The following is a 16,456-nucleotide window of genomic DNA, read 5'->3' as shown; positions in this document are numbered from 1 at the left end:
CGTTGGCGTCAACTCTGGCCGGCGGTTTCAAGGCCGGTGATGGCGATGCCGGCGCCCGGTACCTTGTAGTGGCGGTTGATCCAGATGAGGACGGAGGTCAGCGCCTCGGCAGCCGCGGAATTGGCCAGCAGGCCACCGCCGACGCCGCGATTGGCAACCGCGCCGGCAAGTTCGATCACGGCGTTGCGGGCATCCTTGTCGTCGCTGAAGACCAGCACGTCGCAATCGACGCGGCCACCGGCATGCAGCTTTGCCGCGCCGACATTATGAAACGCCGAAACGACCCTGACGCCTTCGCCGAGAAGGCGCTGGGCGATCACCGCCGCGGAACCTTCGCTCGGCAACTGGACGGTCGAAACCTTCGGCGGCACCAGCGGAACGGCGGCATCGACGACGATCTTGCCCTGCACCGCGTGCTTGATCTCTTCGATGGTCGCATCGTGGCTGGAGAACGGTACGGCCAGAATGATGATGTCAGCCGCACTGGCCGCGCCGACATTGCTGTCGCCGGACACGGTCGCGCCAAGCTCCGGCGCGAGCGCTGCCGCCTTCTCGGACGAGCGCGAGCCGATCACGACCTTGTAGCCGGCGGCAGCCCAGCCCTTTGCCAGGCCCGATCCAAGATCGCCCGTTCCACCGATGATGCCTATGAGCGGCTTGGACGTATCAGACATGCTTCCAGATCCTGTGAATATGGTAGGGCCAATTGCAAGGGACGGCCCTGAAGAAACGACTCAGGCGGCGCGTCATCGCGATCGACGATCACGGTCCAAAATACATACTATCAATAGAAAGATGATACAAGTAAGATTTGACCGGATGCTGGATTTCGGTGGCCGCGACCATCGCCACGGCCTCATCCGGCACGCGGGCGTTACGCGTGGCTGAGGCCCGCGCCAAGATAAGCGTCACGGACATGCGGGTCGTTGATAAGCTTTTCACCGGGGCCTTCAAGCGCCATCGTACCTGCTTCGAGTAGATAAGCGTAATCGCACATGTCCAGGGCGGCATAGGCGTTCTGCTCGACCATGAGAACGGTCGTGCCACCCTCGCGGATACCCTTGATGATCTCGAAGGTCTGCTCGACGATGTTGGGAGCAAGCCCCAGCGAGGGTTCGTCGAACATGATCAGTTTGGGCCGCGACATCATCGCCCGCCCGATGGCCAGCATCTGCTGCTCGCCGCCCGACAAGGTGCCCGCAATCTGCTGGCGCCGCTCGGCAAGCCTCGGGAACAGGCCGAAGATGCGGTCGAGGTCGGTCGCGACCTGCGCGCCGTCCTTGCGCAGGTAGGAGCCCATTTCCAGGTTCTCGATCACGGTCATGCTGCCGAACACTCGGCGGCCTTCCGGGCAATGCGCGATGCCGAGCGCGAGGATGCGGCTGGCGGACAGGCCGCTTATGCGCTCGCCGCGAAACAATATCTCGCCTTCCGCCGCCGGCACGAGGCCGGAAATCGCGCGCAACGTCGTGCTTTTGCCCGCGCCATTGGCGCCGACCAGCACCACGAGCTTGTTTTCCGGCACGGTAAGCGAAATGCCCTTGAGGGCGGTTACCTTGCCGTAGCGGCAGACCAGATTGCGGATCTCAAGCATTCTTGACCCCTTTTCCGAGATACGCTTCGATGACCTCGGGATCGTTCTGGATTTCCGATGGCGTGCCATTTGCGATGATGCGCCCGTAATTGAGCACGACGATTCGGTCCGAAACGCCCATCACCATGGGCATGTCGTGCTCGACCAGCAGGATGGTCTTGCCTGTGGCGCGCAGCTTGTTGAGCAGTTCGATGAAATGGCCGGTCTCGGAGGCATTCATGCCCGACACCGGCTCGTCGAGAAGCAACGCCGAGGGATCGGCGGCAAGCGCCAGCGCTACGCCGAGCAAGCGCTGGTCGCCATAGGGAAGGCTGCTACCAAGCTCGTCTGCCTGGTGGTCGATGCCGACCAGCTTGAGGATGTCCCATGCCTGTTCACGCAGCGCCTGCTCGGCCCTGCGCTCTTTGGGCAGCGACAGCATCGTGCCGAGCAGGCTCGGCTTCGTGCGGCGATGCAGGCCGATGAGGACATTCTCGAAGACCGATATCTTCTCGAACACGCTGGTGCGCTGGAACGTCCGCACCAGCCCGAGCGCCGTCACCTCGTGCGGCTTCAAGCCGTTGAGCGACGTGCCGCGAAAAGTGACCCTGCCATTGGTCGGCTTGAGGAAGCCGGTAATGACGTTGAAGGCCGTGGTCTTGCCGGCGCCGTTTGGTCCGATGAGACTGACCAGTTCGCCTTCGCCGACATGGAAGTCGAGGTCCGAGATGGCGACGAGGCCGCCGAAATGGACCGCGACATGCTCGATGGCGAGAATGGGCGGTGCGGAAGCTGTCTGTGCGTTCATCCGTTGAGCGCCTTGCTTGTTTCGGTGGTGAGGCGGCGGCCGACGCCGTCGGTGGGAGACTTACTCGAACGGTTGAACCAACGCTCTATTGCCGGAACGATCCCTTCGGGCAGGATGAATACGATCAGGATCATCAGCACGCCGTAGAGGATCCACTGGAACTCGGGACCGACATAAGAGCGCAGGATGACCGGGGTGACGCCGAAGATGACGCCCCCGACCAAAGGCCCAGCCAGCGTTCCCTTGCCGCCGGTGATGACCATGATGACCATGGTCACGGTGTTCAGGAACATGAAGATCATGGGATCGATGATCTGGATGTAATGCGCGTAGAGTCCGCCCGCGGTCCCGGCAATTGCGCCGGAAACGATCGCCGCAAGCACAAGGTAGCGGGTGACACTGACGCCGACCGACATGGCGAGCGTCTCGTTCTCCCGCAGGGCGATCATGGCCCGCCCGAAGGGCGAATAGACCAGCCGCTTTATGATGATATAGGCGATGACGATAGCCGTGAGCACGACATAGTAATTCTCGGTCTTGCTCCACAGCGTCGCATAGCCGGTCCATTCGAAACCAAGCGTCAGCGGGGGAATGCCCGGCAGCGCCAGCGGGCCGTTGGTAAGTTCAACCCAGTTCAGCGAGACGAGGCGCACCACTTCCGCGAAACTGATCGAGACGATGACGAAATAGGCGCCGCGCACGCGAAAGGCGAGCTTGCCAATCAGGTAGCCGCAGAAGCCGGCAGCGGCCGTTCCCAGGATCACCCCGACCACCGGCGGCCATGGGTCGTGCGTGATCTGGATGCCGAAAAACGAGATGCTGAACCCGAGCGATGTCAGGGCGCTGACATAGGCGCCGATGCCGAAGAAGGCGACATGGCCGAGGCTGAGCTGCCCGGTATAGCCGAGCAGGAGGTTCAGGCTCATGGCGGCTAGGATGAAGATTCCGGTTACCACCAGCGTGTGCAGGAAATACTGGTCCTTCAGCCACAGCGGAACGGTCGCGAAGAACACCAGGCAGATAAAAGTGAGCAGATGTTTCATCCGACGCGCTCCGAGCGGGCGAACAGCCCGGTAGGTTTGATGAGCAGGACGACGATGATGATGATGAAGCCCATCGCGTCGCGATACCCAGAGGAAACGTAGCCGGCGCCCATTTCCTCGGCGAAGGCCAGGATGAAGCCGCCGATCGCCGCGCCGGTCACACTGCCCAGGCCGCCGAGGATGACGATGGCGAAAGCCTTGAGCGCGGCAAGGTCGCCCATAGTCGGCGTGACGACGAAAACCGGCCCAAGCAGCGCACCGGCAGCGGCCGCAAGCGCCGATCCGAGCGCGAATGTCGTGGTGTAGATGGCGTTGATGTTGACGCCCATCAGGGCCGCGGTGCCACTGTCCTGGAATGTCGCGCGCATGGCCTTGCCGAGCTTTGTGCGGTTGAGCAGCGCGTAGGTGCCAGCGATCAGGACCAGTGCGAGGCCAAGCACCATCACCCGCAGCCAGGAGACCGATACCGAGCCGATCACCAGCGGCGCTTCAGGCAGCGGCGAAGGGATGGACTTGGCGACACCGCCCCATATCAGGCGCTCGACGTTTTGCAGGACGATCCATGCGCCGATCATCAGCAGCATGGTGGTGTCGATGTCGGCGTTGCGCTTCGATCGCAGCAGCACCAGCTCGATTGCCGCCCCAAGCAGCATGCCGGCAAAGATCGCAAAGGCGATCGAGGCGAAAAAATTCATGCCGAGGATAACGGCAAAGAAATACATCATGTACGCGCCGAAGGCGTAAAGCTCTCCATGCGTGAAGTTGACGATCTTCATGATCCCGAAAATCATGGTGAGGCCAATCCCCAGCAGGGCGTAAGTCCCCCCCATGATGAGCGCGTTGACGAGATGTTGAAGTAATTGGTCCAACGGCTGTTCCTCACCTGACTTTCCGAGCAACGCCATGGCTGCCGGCAAACGGAAGATGCGTCCCACGCACATGCGCGGCAGCGCCTGTCTTGACGGGATCCCCTACGGGCAGCGACAAAGTCGCATCACGCACCGAGGCCTATCGTACGTGCCCAGCCAACAGCGATCGCGACGCATTCGAGACCAACCATCGGCTTGCTTCCCCCTGCCCCAATTCCGGAAAATCAAGCCTCCATACCGGAATTGAAGCTCTCGCCGCGAAGGTCCGCGGCTTCATGCGACATTCATCGTCTTATGATATCATCATTAGTACCATAATAAGAAATTGCAAGGACCCATGCAAGATATTTCTGGCGCGGACCGGCCGCATTCGCAGGAGTTGGAGCACCGGACCGAAAAGGGTGCAAGATCGTGCGCCCTTTGCCAGAAGAAGCGCTTTTGAAACGAAAAGGGTCCTGGCGGAAGCCGTCAGGACCCAGGCGGTTTTCAGCGGATCAGGATGCCGGCAGGACGACCTTGCCGTCGACGATCTCGATCAGCGTTCCGTTCGCCATGTACTGGCCGCTTTCCTTGCCCTCGGGACCGTCCTTCACAAACTTGACGGTGCCATTGATGGTCGGGACATCAACCTTCCAGAACGCCTCTGTGATCGCCTTTGGCTCGGCGACGCCGGCCTTTTCGATCGCAGCCGCGATGACGGTAATGCCATCGTAACCGCGATAGCTCTCGGTCATACCGGCCTTGTCGTAGCCAGCCTTGGCCCAGGCATCGATAAATTTCTTGGCAAGTTCAGGATGCGGCGCCTTTTCGGGAGCCCAGGGCGCAAAGAACACCATGTGCTTGGTGCCATTGGCTGCCGCGCCTGCCTGCTGGATCAACTGGTCGGGGTTCTGCGAACCGCCGGTGGTGACGATCTGCTTGGTAATGCCGAGGGCTGCTGCCTGCTTGAGCACCAAAGTAAGCTGCTCGACCCCGGTGGTGACGATGATGGTGTCGGAATCGGTCCCCTTGATCTTGGAAAGCTGCGCGTTCATGTCTTGCGCAGCCTCATCCATCGTTTCGGTCAGCTCGACCTCGACGCCGTTTTCCTTCAGCATGCTCGAGAAGTCGGTTATCGTGCCGCGTCCCCAGTCATTGTTTATGGCCAGAAAGTCGACCTTCTTGATGTTGAGCGAGGGCAGCAGCTTCTTGAACAGAGCCGCTTCGACCCATGAGGGCGGCGAAATCCGGAAGATGTAGGGGTTACCCTGCTTTGTGATCTTACTGGCGGACGATGTCTCGACCAGCATCGGCACCTGATACTGCATCAGCTTGGGCATGGTGGCGAGCGTCAGGCTGGAGCCCCAGGAGCCCATCAGAACCGGCACCTTGTCGCGCTCGATCAGCTTTTCCGCGACGGCAGCTGCTTCCGTGGGGTTGCTTTTGTTGTCTTCGATGATCAATTCGATCTGACTGCCGAGTACGCCGCCATTGGCGTTGATTTCTTCAGCGGCGAGCTTGGCGCCCTCGATGATGTAGGTGCCGGATGCTGCGAAGGGGCCGGTCAGGGGTTCATTGACGCCGATCTTGATCGTATCGGCCATGGCGACGCTGGCTGTCGCCGCAAACAGCGATAGAGCCAATGTCGCAATGATGTGCGTGCGCTTCTTCATAAGTTCTCCTCCAGATTGACGTTGGGTTGGCTGTAATACAACACGCTTATGGCGGTGCCGCGATGGTCGCGGCGAGCGGACAAATCGTTCCTCCCGTCGATATTTCCGGCCCCCTGAAGCAGGGAAGCGGTATGCGCCATATACGCGAGTAATACTAACATGCTATTTTTAGTATGTTAGTGCAATTATTATTTTTCGCCTTTTATTGAAGCGCCGTCTCGCCATGCCTTCCTGCCGCGTTCCGGCGCGACCACGGACGGCTACAGCGGCCGAAGGAAGCAATCCAGCGGCCGCCGTCGGGCAGTTGCGCCTGACAATATCAGGCGGGCGATCGCGCCTGGTTCGAGAGTTGCTTGCGAAGCGCCCTGATCTCTTCGAAACGCCTGGTGACATCCGTCATGACAGCCACCATCCCCGTCACCTGACCGCCGGCGTCTTCAAGCAGCGTGATGGTGAATTCGAGTGAGATACGACGGCCATCCTTGTGCAGGCCCGGCACCGCCAGCACATCGCCAGCGCCATAACGGCTAACGCCGGTTCGCACGGTTTCGCGGTATCCGGCCCAATGTCGATCGCGAAGCGGTTCTGGAATAAGGATGTCCAGCGACTGGCCGAGAGCTTCCTGTTCGGAAAAGCCGAAGACACGCTCGGCCCCGCTGTTCCACAGCAGGATAATGCCGTCTCGATCGCTGGCGATGATGGCGTTGGCCGCGCTGTCAAGAAGACCGCCAGCAATAGCATCGCGGCTGAGCGGCACGGCGGAACTTGTATTCACCAGGCGCGTAAATTCATCGGACACGGCAAGACTATCCCTCTGTGAGGTTCATATGGCGTATTCACGCATCCATAGACGCGTCAATTCAAGAGGTGTCATGCCCACAGCAACGACGATCCCGGCACCACCTCACGCCGAGACCCCTATGCTCTAGCCCCGGTTGAAAAGCTTCCCGAAGAAACGCTTCACGCGGTCCATGACGATGGACGACATCAGCGAGCCGGCATTGAGTTCGGTAATAACGGCAGGGGCATCGGTGCCTCCCCCGCCAATTTCATGGGAGAGCTTGGCTTCAAGATTTTGAACAAAGGCTCCGATCAGCCGGCCGGCCACGTCCTGAACCAGACCGGAGCGGCTGAACTGAGCCAGAACGCCTGTCAGCGTGAAACCGATGCCGACATCGACGCGCGTCTCGCCCGGCTTGTCACCCGGCTTGACCTCATAGGAAATCAGGCCGCGCGTGGCGGAATTGCTGCGGCTGTCCTTGCCGGCGCCGTCGATCGTTCCGGTCCGCGTCGCGTCGTCCCGGGTGACGTCGGCGGTACCCTGAAATTCCGCAGAAATCGGGCCGATCTTGATCTTGATCTTGCCTTCGACATGGCCGTCCACCGGTTCGCCGGCAAGGGAAGCCCCCGGCAGGCAGGAGGCGACTTCGCCGATCCTGTCGAAAAACGCCCACACCACATCGACCGGATGGGCGACCGTGAAGCTCTCAGAAAACGTCGTCTGTGGCTTCCAGTCGGCGTCTTTTCGCGCGGCCGGGGCTGCCGCCCGCGTGATGGACGCCGTGCTTTTCGCGACAGCGGCAGCGGGTACCTGCGGCGCGACAGCCATCGGTGCCGAAAGTGCCGCCGCATGGCCCGAGCCGGAAGGGCCCAGCACCTTGCGGTTACCGTCGGGAATTGCGGCAATGCCACGGGCGCGGCGCGCCTCGATCACCTGCTGGATGGCGCGCACGATCCCGACATAGCCGGTGCAGCGGCAGAGATTGCCGCTCATGACAACGCGGATTTCATGCTCCGAAGGATTGGCCAGGCGCAGCACCACGTCCCGCGCCGAGACGAGCATGCCCGGCGTGCAGTAACCGCATTGCAGGCCATGTTCCCGGGTGAAGGCGGCGCGCAATTCGGTGGCGATCTCGTCGTCATCCAATCCCTCGACGGTGGTTACCGCAGCCCCCTCGCAGGCGGCGGCAAAGGTGATGCAGGAGCGCGTCGGCACCCCGTCCACCAACAGCGTGCAGGCACCGCACACGCCATGCTCGCAGCCGATATGCGTGCCGGTGAGGTTCTGGGTGTCGCGCAGAAAATCGGCCAGGTGCATCCGTGGCTCGACGGTGGCGGTCGTCGGCTTCCCATTGACCGTGAGATTTACGATGTTCATGCTGAATGGGCCTGCTCGATGGAGCGCCGTAGCGCAACGACATGGATCTGCCGGTTGATCGGGTCGGCCATGCCTGCCGCCTCGATCCACTCGCTCGCGGCCCGCGCGTCAAACGCGGCTTCAGGACGCGCCGTGCTGCCGTCGCCAATGATATGGCGAGCATCGGCGATGACGAACGGCCGGCCTTCGGTCGCACCGATCACCGCACGGCTGACGCCGCGCTCCGGGTCGGTCAGGAACGCCGCCATGGTGAAGGCGAACTCGCCGGTTTTGCGGCAGCGCTTGTAGTAGCCCCAGCGCGCCGAGCGGCTCAGCCTGGGCACCGATACCGAAACCAGCATCTCGCCCGGCCGCAAATCCGCCTCGAGCGCGCCGATCATGTAATCCTCTACCGCAACCGTGCGGCTGCCCGAATGCCCGCGCAGGGTAACGCTCGCCCCCAGCGCCGACAGGATCGAGTGCCAGTCGGCGGACGGGTCGGCATGGGTGAGACTGCCGCCGATGGTGCCGCGGTTGCGCACCGCGCGGTAAGCGATGCCGCTGGCGACGCCCGGCATCGCGCCCAACGTCACGTCGGGCACGCGCCGATCCTCGATATCGGCATGGGTGATGCACGCGCCAAGCACCAGTTCGTCGGCGCGCTCCTCCATTTGGCGAAGCTCTTCGATGCCGGTGATGTCGACCAGCAGGTCGGGCTGCACCAGGCGCATGTTGAGCATCGGCCCGAGCGACTGGCTGCCGGCCGCGATCTTGACGGAGAGGCTGTCGTCGGCAATCAGCCCGATGACGCCTGCGACGTCCGCGGGGCGCGCATAGTCGAAATTGACCGCTTTCACGCCGGCACTCCTTCCGCTACTTTTTTCTCCCGCAAACTGCTGGCAGCCCGGATCGCCTCGAGGACGCGGCGCGGCGTCATCGGCGAGCGTACCAGTTCCACGCCGAGCGATTTCAGCGCGTCGTTGACGGCGTTGCCGATTGCACCCGGAGGAGCGATGGCTCCGCCCTCGCCTATGCCCTTGACGCCGAACTCGGTGTAGGGCGACAGCGTTTCCATGTGGTCAAGCCGGGGTGCTGGAACCTCGGTCGGCCCCGGCAAAAGGTAATCGGCGAAGGTCGATGCGAGCGGCTGGCCGGACGCGTCGAAATTCATTTCTTCATAAAGCGCACTGCCGATGCCCTGCGCCAGACCGCCATAGATCTGGCCGTCGACCACCATCGGATTGATCAGCTTGCCGCCATCCTCGACGATCAGATAGTCGAGGATCTCGATGTCGCCGATCTCGGGATCGACGGCAACGGTCACCAGATGGGCGGCGTAGCTGAAGGTACCCGTGTCGCGGACCGGCTTGTAGCCGACGGTCGATTCCAGTCCGCGCGGGTCGACCGCAAACGGCAGGTCGTAAGGCCGCCTGTACCAGGTGTGGGCGATCTCTTTCAGCGTCACGCTGCCGGCGGGGCCAACGACGGCGCCGTCGACAAAGGTGACATGCTCGAGGTCGGTTTGCAGCAGGTGCGCGCCGATGCGCTTGGCCAGTTCCGCGATCTCGCGGCAGGCGGTCGCCACCGCGCCCCCGGCCATGACGGCCGCGCGCGAACCCCAGGTTCCGGTCGAGTAGGGCGTATATTCGGTGTCGCCATGCACGAGCTTGATCCGCGCGGTGTCGATACCCAGAATTTCATTCGCGACCTGCGGCAGCGTCGTTTCCATGCCCTGCCCGTGGGAATGGAGGCCGACGCGCAGTTCGACCCCGCCATCCGGCGTCACGCGGGCGGTCGCCTGCTCGAAGCCGGGCACCATCGGAATGCCCCAGCCGGCATAGACCGACGTGCCATGCGCGCTTTGCTCGCAATAAATGGATAGGCCGACACCGATCAGCCTGCCATCGGGTTCGCCGCGCTTCTGGCGCTCGCGGATTGCGGGAATGTCGTAGGCGGCAAGCCCACGCCGGATCGCTTCGGGATAGTCGCCACTGTCGAAATGCTTCTTGGTGATGTTGTCAAACGGCATTTGCTCGGGCTTCACCAGGTTCTTCAGCCGAACCTCGTAGGGCTCCAGCCCGGCCTCGCGCGCCACCGCGTCCAGCATCAGTTCCATCGCATAGCACACGCCGGTTCTGGCCACGCCGCGATAAGGCAGGATCGGGCACTTGTTGGTCGCCACCGACCAGGTGCGGCAGCGATAGGACGGGAAATCGTAAGGCCCCGGCAGGATGCTGGCCACTTGCGAACCCTCGAGGCACGCCGAAAACGGGTAGGCCGAATAGGCCCCCGCGTCGACGGTCGCTTCGCACTCGATGCCGCGCAGCCTGCCGTCCAGATCGGCATAGGCGGTGATGTGGTAATGGTGTTCGCGGCAGTTCGCGTTGGCGGTCAGGTGTTCGCGCCGATCTTCGAGCCAGCGCACGGGATGGTCGCGGTGCATGGCAAGCCAGCCAAGGCAGATGTCCTCGGCCAAAAGGATACCCTTGTAGCCGAAGCCGCCGCCGACATCCGGCGAAACGACCCGCACCTGCATCTCCTGAAGCCCGAGGCATTCGGCAAGACCGGTGCGCATGACGTGCGGGATCTGCGTTCCGGTATAAAGGACGAGCTGCTCCATGCGCTTGTCCCAATAGGCGACCGTGCCGCGCCCTTCGATCGGCGCCATGCATTGGCGCGCGGTGGTAATTTCACGGGTAATCTTGATCGGCGCGTCGTAGGCCGCTTCCATATTGACGTCGACAAACGTCTCCAGGAAGACGTTGTCGCCCCAATGCTCGTGCAGAAGCGCCGAATCCGGACGCCGCGCCGCCAGCATGTCGTGAACGGCGGGCAGCTCGTCCAGATCGACCTCGACGGCGGCGGCGATGTCTTCCGCCTCGGCCCGCGTGTCGGCGACACACATTGCAAGAAGCTCACCCACCTGGCGCACCTTTTCGAAGGCCAGAACCGGCTGCTCGGACACCTTGAACCCCGGCAGGCTGGTGACCGCGACGATGGGTTTTACGTCCTCGATGTCGGCGGCGGTGTAGACGCGGTCGCGGTATGCTTCAGGAACGCGGATTTCGCCCACAATGGCATGGGCAAGCGGCGAGCGGACGAAGGCGACGTCCTTCATGCCGGCAAGGCGAATGTCGGCGACATACTCGCCGCGACCACGCAGAAAGCGATCATCTTCCCTGCGCGGCAGCGAGGCGCCCACGCCCTGTTTAGTCATATCCGCTCTCTCCCATTGCTTTTCGGAAGCGACCCGCCAGCTGATAGCCTGCGACGGCGACAATCCGGGTGAACGCGCGTCACCGGCCATATCATCCTATTTCTAGCATGATAACAAGAATTTTCCACCCACAATCTGCACCATGTGTAGCGGCGTCCACCCACCGATTGCCGCACACAGGCGGTGTCGTAGGGGGCGCCGCCCATGACAGGCAATGGGCAATCGTCAGGCCAGCTTGACCTCGGCACCGAGTCTCATCAACGACTGCTTGGCGTCGCCGAACAGCATGGACGTTTTCGGGGCCACGAAGAGATCGTTCTCGACGCCGGAAAAGCCCGTACCCTTGCCGCGCTTCAAAACGATGACGCTTTGCGAAGCCGACACGTTGAGGATCGGCATGCCATAGATGGGCGAGGCCTTGTTCGTGCGCGCCGCCGGATTGACCACGTCGTTGGCCCCGACCACAAGCGCCACGTCGGCATCGCCAAAGCGTTCGTTGATGTCTTCGATGTCGACGAGCTTGTCGTAGGAAATACCGGCCTCGGCAAGCAGCACGTTCATATGGCCCGGCATGCGGCCGGCAACCGGATGGATGGCGAAACGAACGTCCACGCCACGCTTTTCCAGCATGTCGGCCAGCTCGCGGGCCTGGTGCTGCGCCTGCGCGACGGCAAGGCCGTAGCCCGGCACGATGATGACGCGGCGCGAAAACGCCAACCTCAACGCCGCATCGTCGGCCGAGATGGGCATCATCTCGCCGCTGTCGCCGACTGAAGCAGCCTCGTCGGACCCGACCGAACCGAACGCACCGAACAACACGTTCGAAAACGAACGGTTCATCGCCTTGCTCATGGCGAGCGACAGGATGAAGCCGCTGGCGCCGTCGAGTGCGCCGACGACGATCAGGATGTTGTTGTCCAGCGCAAAGCCGGTGGCGACCGCAGCCAGGCCCGCATAGGAGTTGAGCAAGGAAACGACCACCGGCATGTCGGCCCCGCCAATCGGCATGACCATGAGAACGCCGACGGCCAGACCGATGACGCCGATGGCGACGAATACCCAGATCTGATAGGGATCGTAGACCAGCCAGCCAAGGCAGGCGACGCCCAGCGCAAACAGCGACAGGTTGAAGACATTCTGCCCCTTGAAGGTGATGGGATTGCCGGCTAGCAGGCCTTGCAGCTTGCCGAACGCCATCAGGCTGCCGGTTACCGTCAGCGCTCCCAGGAACACCTCGAAGCCCAGCGCCATCGTATAGCCCTGCGTCAGGTGCTGGCTTCCATAGCTGTGGATGTATTCGCCGATGCCGACGAGGGCTACAGCGAGCGCGCCAAAGGCGTGGCTGAACGCGATGCGTTGCGGCATCGCCGTCATCTGCACCCACATGCCGAGCGGGTAGCCGATGGCGGCACCGACGACCGCGCCGACCGCCAGCCATTCATAGCTGACGATGCGTTCGTGAAACAGCGTCGCGGCGACCGCGATGACCATGCCGACCGCCGCCATCTGCATGCCGCGTCGCGCGGTGTCGGGATGACACAGCGAGCGCAATGCAAGAATGAAAAGAGCGGCCGAAAGCAGGTAGGCCAGTTGGATGAATGTCTCGGTCATGGACGGCCGGCCCCGTTGTTGGCGGACTTGTTGGCGGACTTGGCATTGCCGAACATGGCAAGCATGCGGTCGGTGATGAGGAAGCCGCCAACGACGTTGGCCATGGCGCAGGCGACAGCGACGGTGCCGAGCACAGTGCTGACCAGGCCTTGATGCGATCCGGCCAGCACCAGCGAAGCGACCAGCGAAATGCCGGAAATGGCGTTGGTGGCCGCCATCAAGGGCGTATGCAGAAGCGGCGGAATGCGGCTGATGGTCTGGAAGCCGACAAAGCCGGCGAGCAGAAAGACAAAGAGTTGAATGATGGCGGTTGATGTCATGGCGATCCTCCAAGATCGGGATGCGTCGCCCGGATCGACGGCGCAAAAAAGGGGCCTTCGCAACGGGTGCGAAGGGGTCTTTGGCCGGACCGTTTCGATCCGGCGTGTGCGTGGCGAGGGAAGGAAGCTAGTTGCGCGTGAAGAAGGCCGGGTGGACGATCGCGCCGTCGCGCGTCAGGTTGGTGCTTTTGATCAGTTCATCCTCCCAATCGACGGCCAGCCCCGAGGTCTCGCTGTCCACCATGGTCGAAACGAAACTGTAGAGATTGCGCGCGTAAAGGTTGGAGGCGGTGGCGGCGACCCGCGACAAGGTGGAGTTGCCGATGATCTTGACGCCTCTCGCGGTGATCACGATTTCGCCCGCCCTGGAGCCTTCGATATTGCCGCCGCGCTCGACGGCGAGATCGACGAGAACCGAGCCGGCGCGCATGGAATCGATCATCGCCTGCGTGACCAGCCGTGGCGCGGCCCGCCCCGGAATGAGCGCCGTGGTGATGACGATGTCCTGACGGCCGATATGGGCGGCGACCAGTTCGGCCTGCTTGGCCTGATATCCGCTCGACATCTGCTTGGCGTAGCCACCGGCCGCTTCGGCGGCCGTGAACTCGTCGTCCTGCACCGCCACGAACTTTGCGCCGAGCGACTCGACCTGCTCCTTGACGGCCGGGCGAACGTCCGTCGCCGAAACGACCGCGCCAAGGCGGCGGGCGGTGGCAATGGCCTGAAGGCCGGCGACACCGGCGCCCATGACGAAAATATGCGCCGCCGGCACGGTTCCGGCCGCCGTCATCATCATCGGCAACGAACGGGTGAACTCGGCCGAAGCATCGATCACGGCCCGGTAGCCGGCGAGATTGGCCTGGCTCGACAGCACGTCCATGGTCTGCGCGCGGGTGATGCGCGGCATCAGTTCCATGGCGAAGGCGGAGACGCATGCATCGGCCATCACGCCGAGCGCGCCTTCCGATCGGTGCGGGTCCATCGTGGCGATCATGAGCGCGCCGGGCTTGCAGGCGCGGATGACCTCGCTGCACGGCCGGTTCACCGACAGCACGATGTCGGCATCCTTCACCGCGGAAGCGGCATCGGGAACGACGATGGCGCCCGATTCCTCGAAATCCCTGTCGGAAATGCCGGCGCCGCCGCCAGCCCCGTTCTGAACGGAAACCCTGCCGCCCAGCTTCTCGTATTTCTTGACCGTCTCGGGCGTGGCAGCGACGCGCGCGTCCGTCATCACGTCGGACAAAACCGCAATATGCATGACTCATCTCCTTGAGTGGATGGACCCAAGGTCGCCGACAACCCGCCGCGAGCCCAACGCCCAGCAAATACTGCGCCTGCCATCAAGCTAAGTCAATCTATTTATAGTATGATAGAATCATTTCCTTGAAAGCGACCCTGTGGGAATGACGCACCCACTCGATCAACCCTCGCGGCCCCTGATCGTATGTCTTCCCCGAACCAATCGACATTCATCGATCGGGCGTGGCAGTATGGGTGGGCACCAGCCGGCATGCTGGCGAGGCAGCCGATGACGCCGTGCGGACGGAGCATATGCAAGCTAAGCGCGCAGCAGAGCGGCGCGCCCGCGTCGGGTGGCGAGACACTGGCTCGGGAAACAGACAACGAGTCTGGTAAAGTAAATCTATTTATCGTACGATAGTACCATGAGCAGACTCGCATCCATCTACGACCGCAGCCGCACCCCTCTCTACGTCCAGGTTGCCTCCGTCATGCGACAGCGCATCGACACCGGCTTCTGGCTGGAGGGCGACAAAATCTCCACGCTGGAAGAGCTTGAGCGTGAATTCGCCGTCGCGCGCGTCACCGTCCGCCAGGCCATCGAACTGTTGCGGGAGGAAGGCCTGCTGGATGCCCAGCAAGGGCGAGGTACCTTCGTTTCCGGCAAACCCAAGCACAACCGCTGGCTCAACCTGGCTACCGACTTCGATTCGATGATCAGTTCGATCAAGGAGAACGTCATCAAGCGCGTTCACATCGAAGAGGACGTTCCCCTGCCCGAATTGACGGAAGGAGAGGGAAAGCTGGCGGAAGGATACGCTTTCCTCCGGAGCGTGCAATACAACAACGACGAACCATTCTCGGTTGTGAATTTATATCTGGACCAGAAGATTTTTGCAAAGGGCCGCGACCTCTTCTCCCACGTCGCCGCCCTGCCCAATATCGCCGAGATGGACGACATCTCCATCACGCATGCGCACCAGACGGTGACCATCGGCGTTGCCGATCCCGAAACCGCCGAACTGCTGAAGATCGGCCTTGGCGAACCGACCGCCGACTGCCGGCTGGTGCTGGTGGACGACAACGACGTCGCCATCTACATCGCCAACATCCACTATCACAAAAGTTGCTTTGCCTTGCGCATCGACCTCTTGGAGAAGACCGGCCCGCGCCGCGCCATCAAGCGATAGGGCTGGCAAACCGTTGGCGAACCCACGCCCGTCATCAACTCTGTTGAGTTTTTGCGTCTCTGAGCCTTGCGCATGACGGCTGCGAGAGCGAGCATGGGCTTTTTTCCTGCGGCGGTAAGGCGTTTGTAGAAGGTTGCGAACTTACCGTGTCCTCTTGCGGCCTGCATGGCCGGCATGAAGAGGATGGTGCGGATTGCGGTTCGTCCACCGCGCATTCGCCGATAGCCGATCCTCTTTCCGCTTTCGTTGGGGTGGCGAGCGAGGGCGGCGGCCGTGGTCTCGGCGATGCCCTTGATGGCGGTGGCGACAGCGATCTTCTGCTTCAGGGGGCTGCTGCAGCCGAGTGCGTGGATTGCCTCATCGACCGCCTCGATCTGGCGTTTGATGACGGCCAGCACGGCCTTGTAGCTCGCGGCGAGCTCTTTGCCGTTCGGGGCCTTGGCGCGGTTCTGCTCGGCCACCTTGATGGCGACGAGATCGTAACGGCGGCGCACCAGCGCCTTGAGCTTCGCCTCGCAAGGCTCCGGCGCGCACCACAAGGCAAGGCTTACCCATCGTTCGAGACCATAGGCGGCGAGTTCGCGCGCATCGATGACGTCCCCGCGCGAGGGATGAAGGCCTTGGCCTTGCGCGTGTCGGCGCGATGGATCGGCAACCCACGCCGCAGGCATTCATCGAGCAGGATGTTCTCATAGCTCTCCAAGCGATGGCGGAGCGCGGCAGGGACCTTGATGACATCGGGCGCAAACCCGATCCTCGGCCGGTCGCCTGTCGCGGGAGCTGCGGGCTGTGAC

At 62.5% G+C, this 16,456-nt stretch carries 15 protein-coding genes; 1 reads left to right on the top strand and 14 read right to left on the bottom strand.

All coding sequences use genetic code 11. The annotated features are described in order from the left end of the window. Positions 1 to 8 precede the first annotated feature (8 nt). The 13 genes from npdG to ACX3P0_RS18080 all read right to left on the bottom strand — a co-directional run bounded on the left by npdG (position 9) and on the right by ACX3P0_RS18080 (position 14,491). The gene (gene npdG / locus ACX3P0_RS18140; protein WP_459090624.1) at positions 9 to 674 is read right to left on the bottom strand and encodes an NADPH-dependent F420 reductase; all 666 of its coding nucleotides are present in this window, start codon (positions 672 to 674) and stop codon (positions 9 to 11) included. Between the two features lie 200 nt (positions 675 to 874). Continuing rightward, entirely contained in the window at positions 875 to 1,594 is a 720-nt protein-coding gene (locus ACX3P0_RS18135) for an ABC transporter ATP-binding protein (RefSeq protein ID WP_459090622.1), read from the bottom strand. Continuing rightward, a complete protein-coding gene (locus ACX3P0_RS18130; protein WP_459090620.1) occupies positions 1,587 to 2,381 on the bottom strand; it encodes an ABC transporter ATP-binding protein in 795 nt (264 codons plus the stop codon). Before ACX3P0_RS18130 ends, ACX3P0_RS18135 begins: the two co-directional genes overlap by 8 nt. After that, complete coding sequence (locus ACX3P0_RS18125; protein ID WP_459090618.1) at positions 2,378 to 3,424, bottom strand: branched-chain amino acid ABC transporter permease; 1,047 nt, start codon at positions 3,422 to 3,424, stop codon at positions 2,378 to 2,380. Before ACX3P0_RS18125 ends, ACX3P0_RS18130 begins: the two co-directional genes overlap by 4 nt. After that, a complete protein-coding gene (locus tag ACX3P0_RS18120; RefSeq protein WP_459090616.1) occupies positions 3,421 to 4,293 on the bottom strand; it encodes a branched-chain amino acid ABC transporter permease in 873 nt (290 codons plus the stop codon). The genes ACX3P0_RS18125 and ACX3P0_RS18120 overlap by 4 nt, the downstream gene beginning before the upstream one ends. A 494-nt stretch (positions 4,294 to 4,787) precedes the next feature. Next, positions 4,788 to 5,945, bottom strand: coding sequence for an ABC transporter substrate-binding protein (locus tag ACX3P0_RS18115; protein ID WP_459090614.1), 1,158 nt, complete (start codon positions 5,943 to 5,945; stop codon positions 4,788 to 4,790). A gap of 319 nt (positions 5,946 to 6,264) precedes the next feature. Further along, positions 6,265 to 6,744 carry a PAS domain-containing protein gene (locus ACX3P0_RS18110; protein ID WP_459090612.1) on the bottom strand — a complete coding sequence of 160 codons (480 nt, stop codon included), beginning with the start codon at positions 6,742 to 6,744 and terminating at the stop codon, positions 6,265 to 6,267. Positions 6,745 to 6,870: 126 nt separating this feature from the next. Further along, entirely contained in the window at positions 6,871 to 8,103 is a 1,233-nt protein-coding gene (locus ACX3P0_RS18105) for a xanthine dehydrogenase family Fe-S subunit (RefSeq protein ID WP_459090610.1), read from the bottom strand. Then, complete coding sequence (locus ACX3P0_RS18100; RefSeq protein WP_459090608.1) at positions 8,100 to 8,939, bottom strand: FAD binding domain-containing protein; 840 nt, start codon at positions 8,937 to 8,939, stop codon at positions 8,100 to 8,102. The genes ACX3P0_RS18105 and ACX3P0_RS18100 overlap by 4 nt, the downstream gene beginning before the upstream one ends. After that, a complete protein-coding gene (locus ACX3P0_RS18095) occupies positions 8,936 to 11,299 on the bottom strand; it encodes a xanthine dehydrogenase family protein molybdopterin-binding subunit (RefSeq protein ID WP_459090606.1) in 2,364 nt (787 codons plus the stop codon). Before ACX3P0_RS18095 ends, ACX3P0_RS18100 begins: the two co-directional genes overlap by 4 nt. 225 nt (positions 11,300 to 11,524) lie before the next feature. Then, the gene (locus ACX3P0_RS18090; protein WP_459090604.1) at positions 11,525 to 12,910 is read right to left on the bottom strand and encodes an NAD(P)(+) transhydrogenase (Re/Si-specific) subunit beta; all 1,386 of its coding nucleotides are present in this window, start codon (positions 12,908 to 12,910) and stop codon (positions 11,525 to 11,527) included. Next, entirely contained in the window at positions 12,907 to 13,230 is a 324-nt protein-coding gene (locus tag ACX3P0_RS18085) for an NAD(P) transhydrogenase subunit alpha part 2 (protein ID WP_459090602.1), read from the bottom strand. Before ACX3P0_RS18085 ends, ACX3P0_RS18090 begins: the two co-directional genes overlap by 4 nt. A 127-nt stretch (positions 13,231 to 13,357) precedes the next feature. Then, positions 13,358 to 14,491: a Re/Si-specific NAD(P)(+) transhydrogenase subunit alpha gene (locus ACX3P0_RS18080; RefSeq protein WP_459090600.1), complete on the bottom strand. Its 1,134-nt coding sequence runs from the start codon at positions 14,489 to 14,491 to the stop codon at positions 13,358 to 13,360. A gap of 406 nt (positions 14,492 to 14,897) precedes the next feature. On the opposite strand from ACX3P0_RS18080, the gene ACX3P0_RS18075 reads away from it, so the two are divergent. Beyond that, the gene (locus ACX3P0_RS18075; protein ID WP_459090598.1) at positions 14,898 to 15,662 is read left to right on the top strand and encodes a GntR family transcriptional regulator; all 765 of its coding nucleotides are present in this window, start codon (positions 14,898 to 14,900) and stop codon (positions 15,660 to 15,662) included. Here ACX3P0_RS18075 and ACX3P0_RS18070 read toward each other — a convergent pair. After that, positions 15,590 to 16,333, bottom strand: coding sequence for a transposase (locus ACX3P0_RS18070; protein WP_459090596.1), 744 nt, complete (start codon positions 16,331 to 16,333; stop codon positions 15,590 to 15,592). The genes ACX3P0_RS18075 and ACX3P0_RS18070 overlap by 73 nt on opposite strands. Positions 16,334 to 16,456 lie beyond the last annotated feature (123 nt).

The organism is Mesorhizobium sp. A556, from assembly GCF_054489545.1.
The sequence above is the reverse complement of the archived record's forward strand: the minus strand, read 5'-3'. Positions and strand labels throughout refer to the sequence as shown.

What these genes read in the sequence shown, in the direction of transcription:
- ACX3P0_RS18085 (WP_459090602.1), bottom strand. Translation starts at nt 13,230, where the DNA reads ATGACATCAACCGCCATCATTCAACTCTTTGTCTTTCTGCTCGCCGGC.
- ACX3P0_RS18105 (WP_459090610.1), bottom strand. Translation starts at nt 8,103, where the DNA reads ATGAACATCGTAAATCTCACGGTCAATGGGAAGCCGACGACCGCCACC.
- ACX3P0_RS18135 (WP_459090622.1), bottom strand. Translation starts at nt 1,594, where the DNA reads ATGCTTGAGATCCGCAATCTGGTCTGCCGCTACGGCAAGGTAACCGCC.
- ACX3P0_RS18090 (WP_459090604.1), bottom strand. Translation starts at nt 12,910, where the DNA reads ATGACCGAGACATTCATCCAACTGGCCTACCTGCTTTCGGCCGCTCTT.
- ACX3P0_RS18115 (WP_459090614.1), bottom strand. Translation starts at nt 5,945, where the DNA reads ATGAAGAAGCGCACGCACATCATTGCGACATTGGCTCTATCGCTGTTT.
- ACX3P0_RS18125 (WP_459090618.1), bottom strand. Translation starts at nt 3,424, where the DNA reads ATGAAACATCTGCTCACTTTTATCTGCCTGGTGTTCTTCGCGACCGTT.
- ACX3P0_RS18075 (WP_459090598.1), top strand. Translation starts at nt 14,898, where the DNA reads ATGAGCAGACTCGCATCCATCTACGACCGCAGCCGCACCCCTCTCTAC.
- ACX3P0_RS18130 (WP_459090620.1), bottom strand. Translation starts at nt 2,381, where the DNA reads ATGAACGCACAGACAGCTTCCGCACCGCCCATTCTCGCCATCGAGCAT.
- ACX3P0_RS18080 (WP_459090600.1), bottom strand. Translation starts at nt 14,491, where the DNA reads ATGCATATTGCGGTTTTGTCCGACGTGATGACGGACGCGCGCGTCGCT.
- npdG (WP_459090624.1), bottom strand. Translation starts at nt 674, where the DNA reads ATGTCTGATACGTCCAAGCCGCTCATAGGCATCATCGGTGGAACGGGC.
- ACX3P0_RS18070 (WP_459090596.1), bottom strand. Translation starts at nt 16,333, where the DNA reads ATGCCTGCGGCGTGGGTTGCCGATCCATCGCGCCGACACGCGCAAGGC.
- ACX3P0_RS18095 (WP_459090606.1), bottom strand. Translation starts at nt 11,299, where the DNA reads ATGACTAAACAGGGCGTGGGCGCCTCGCTGCCGCGCAGGGAAGATGAT.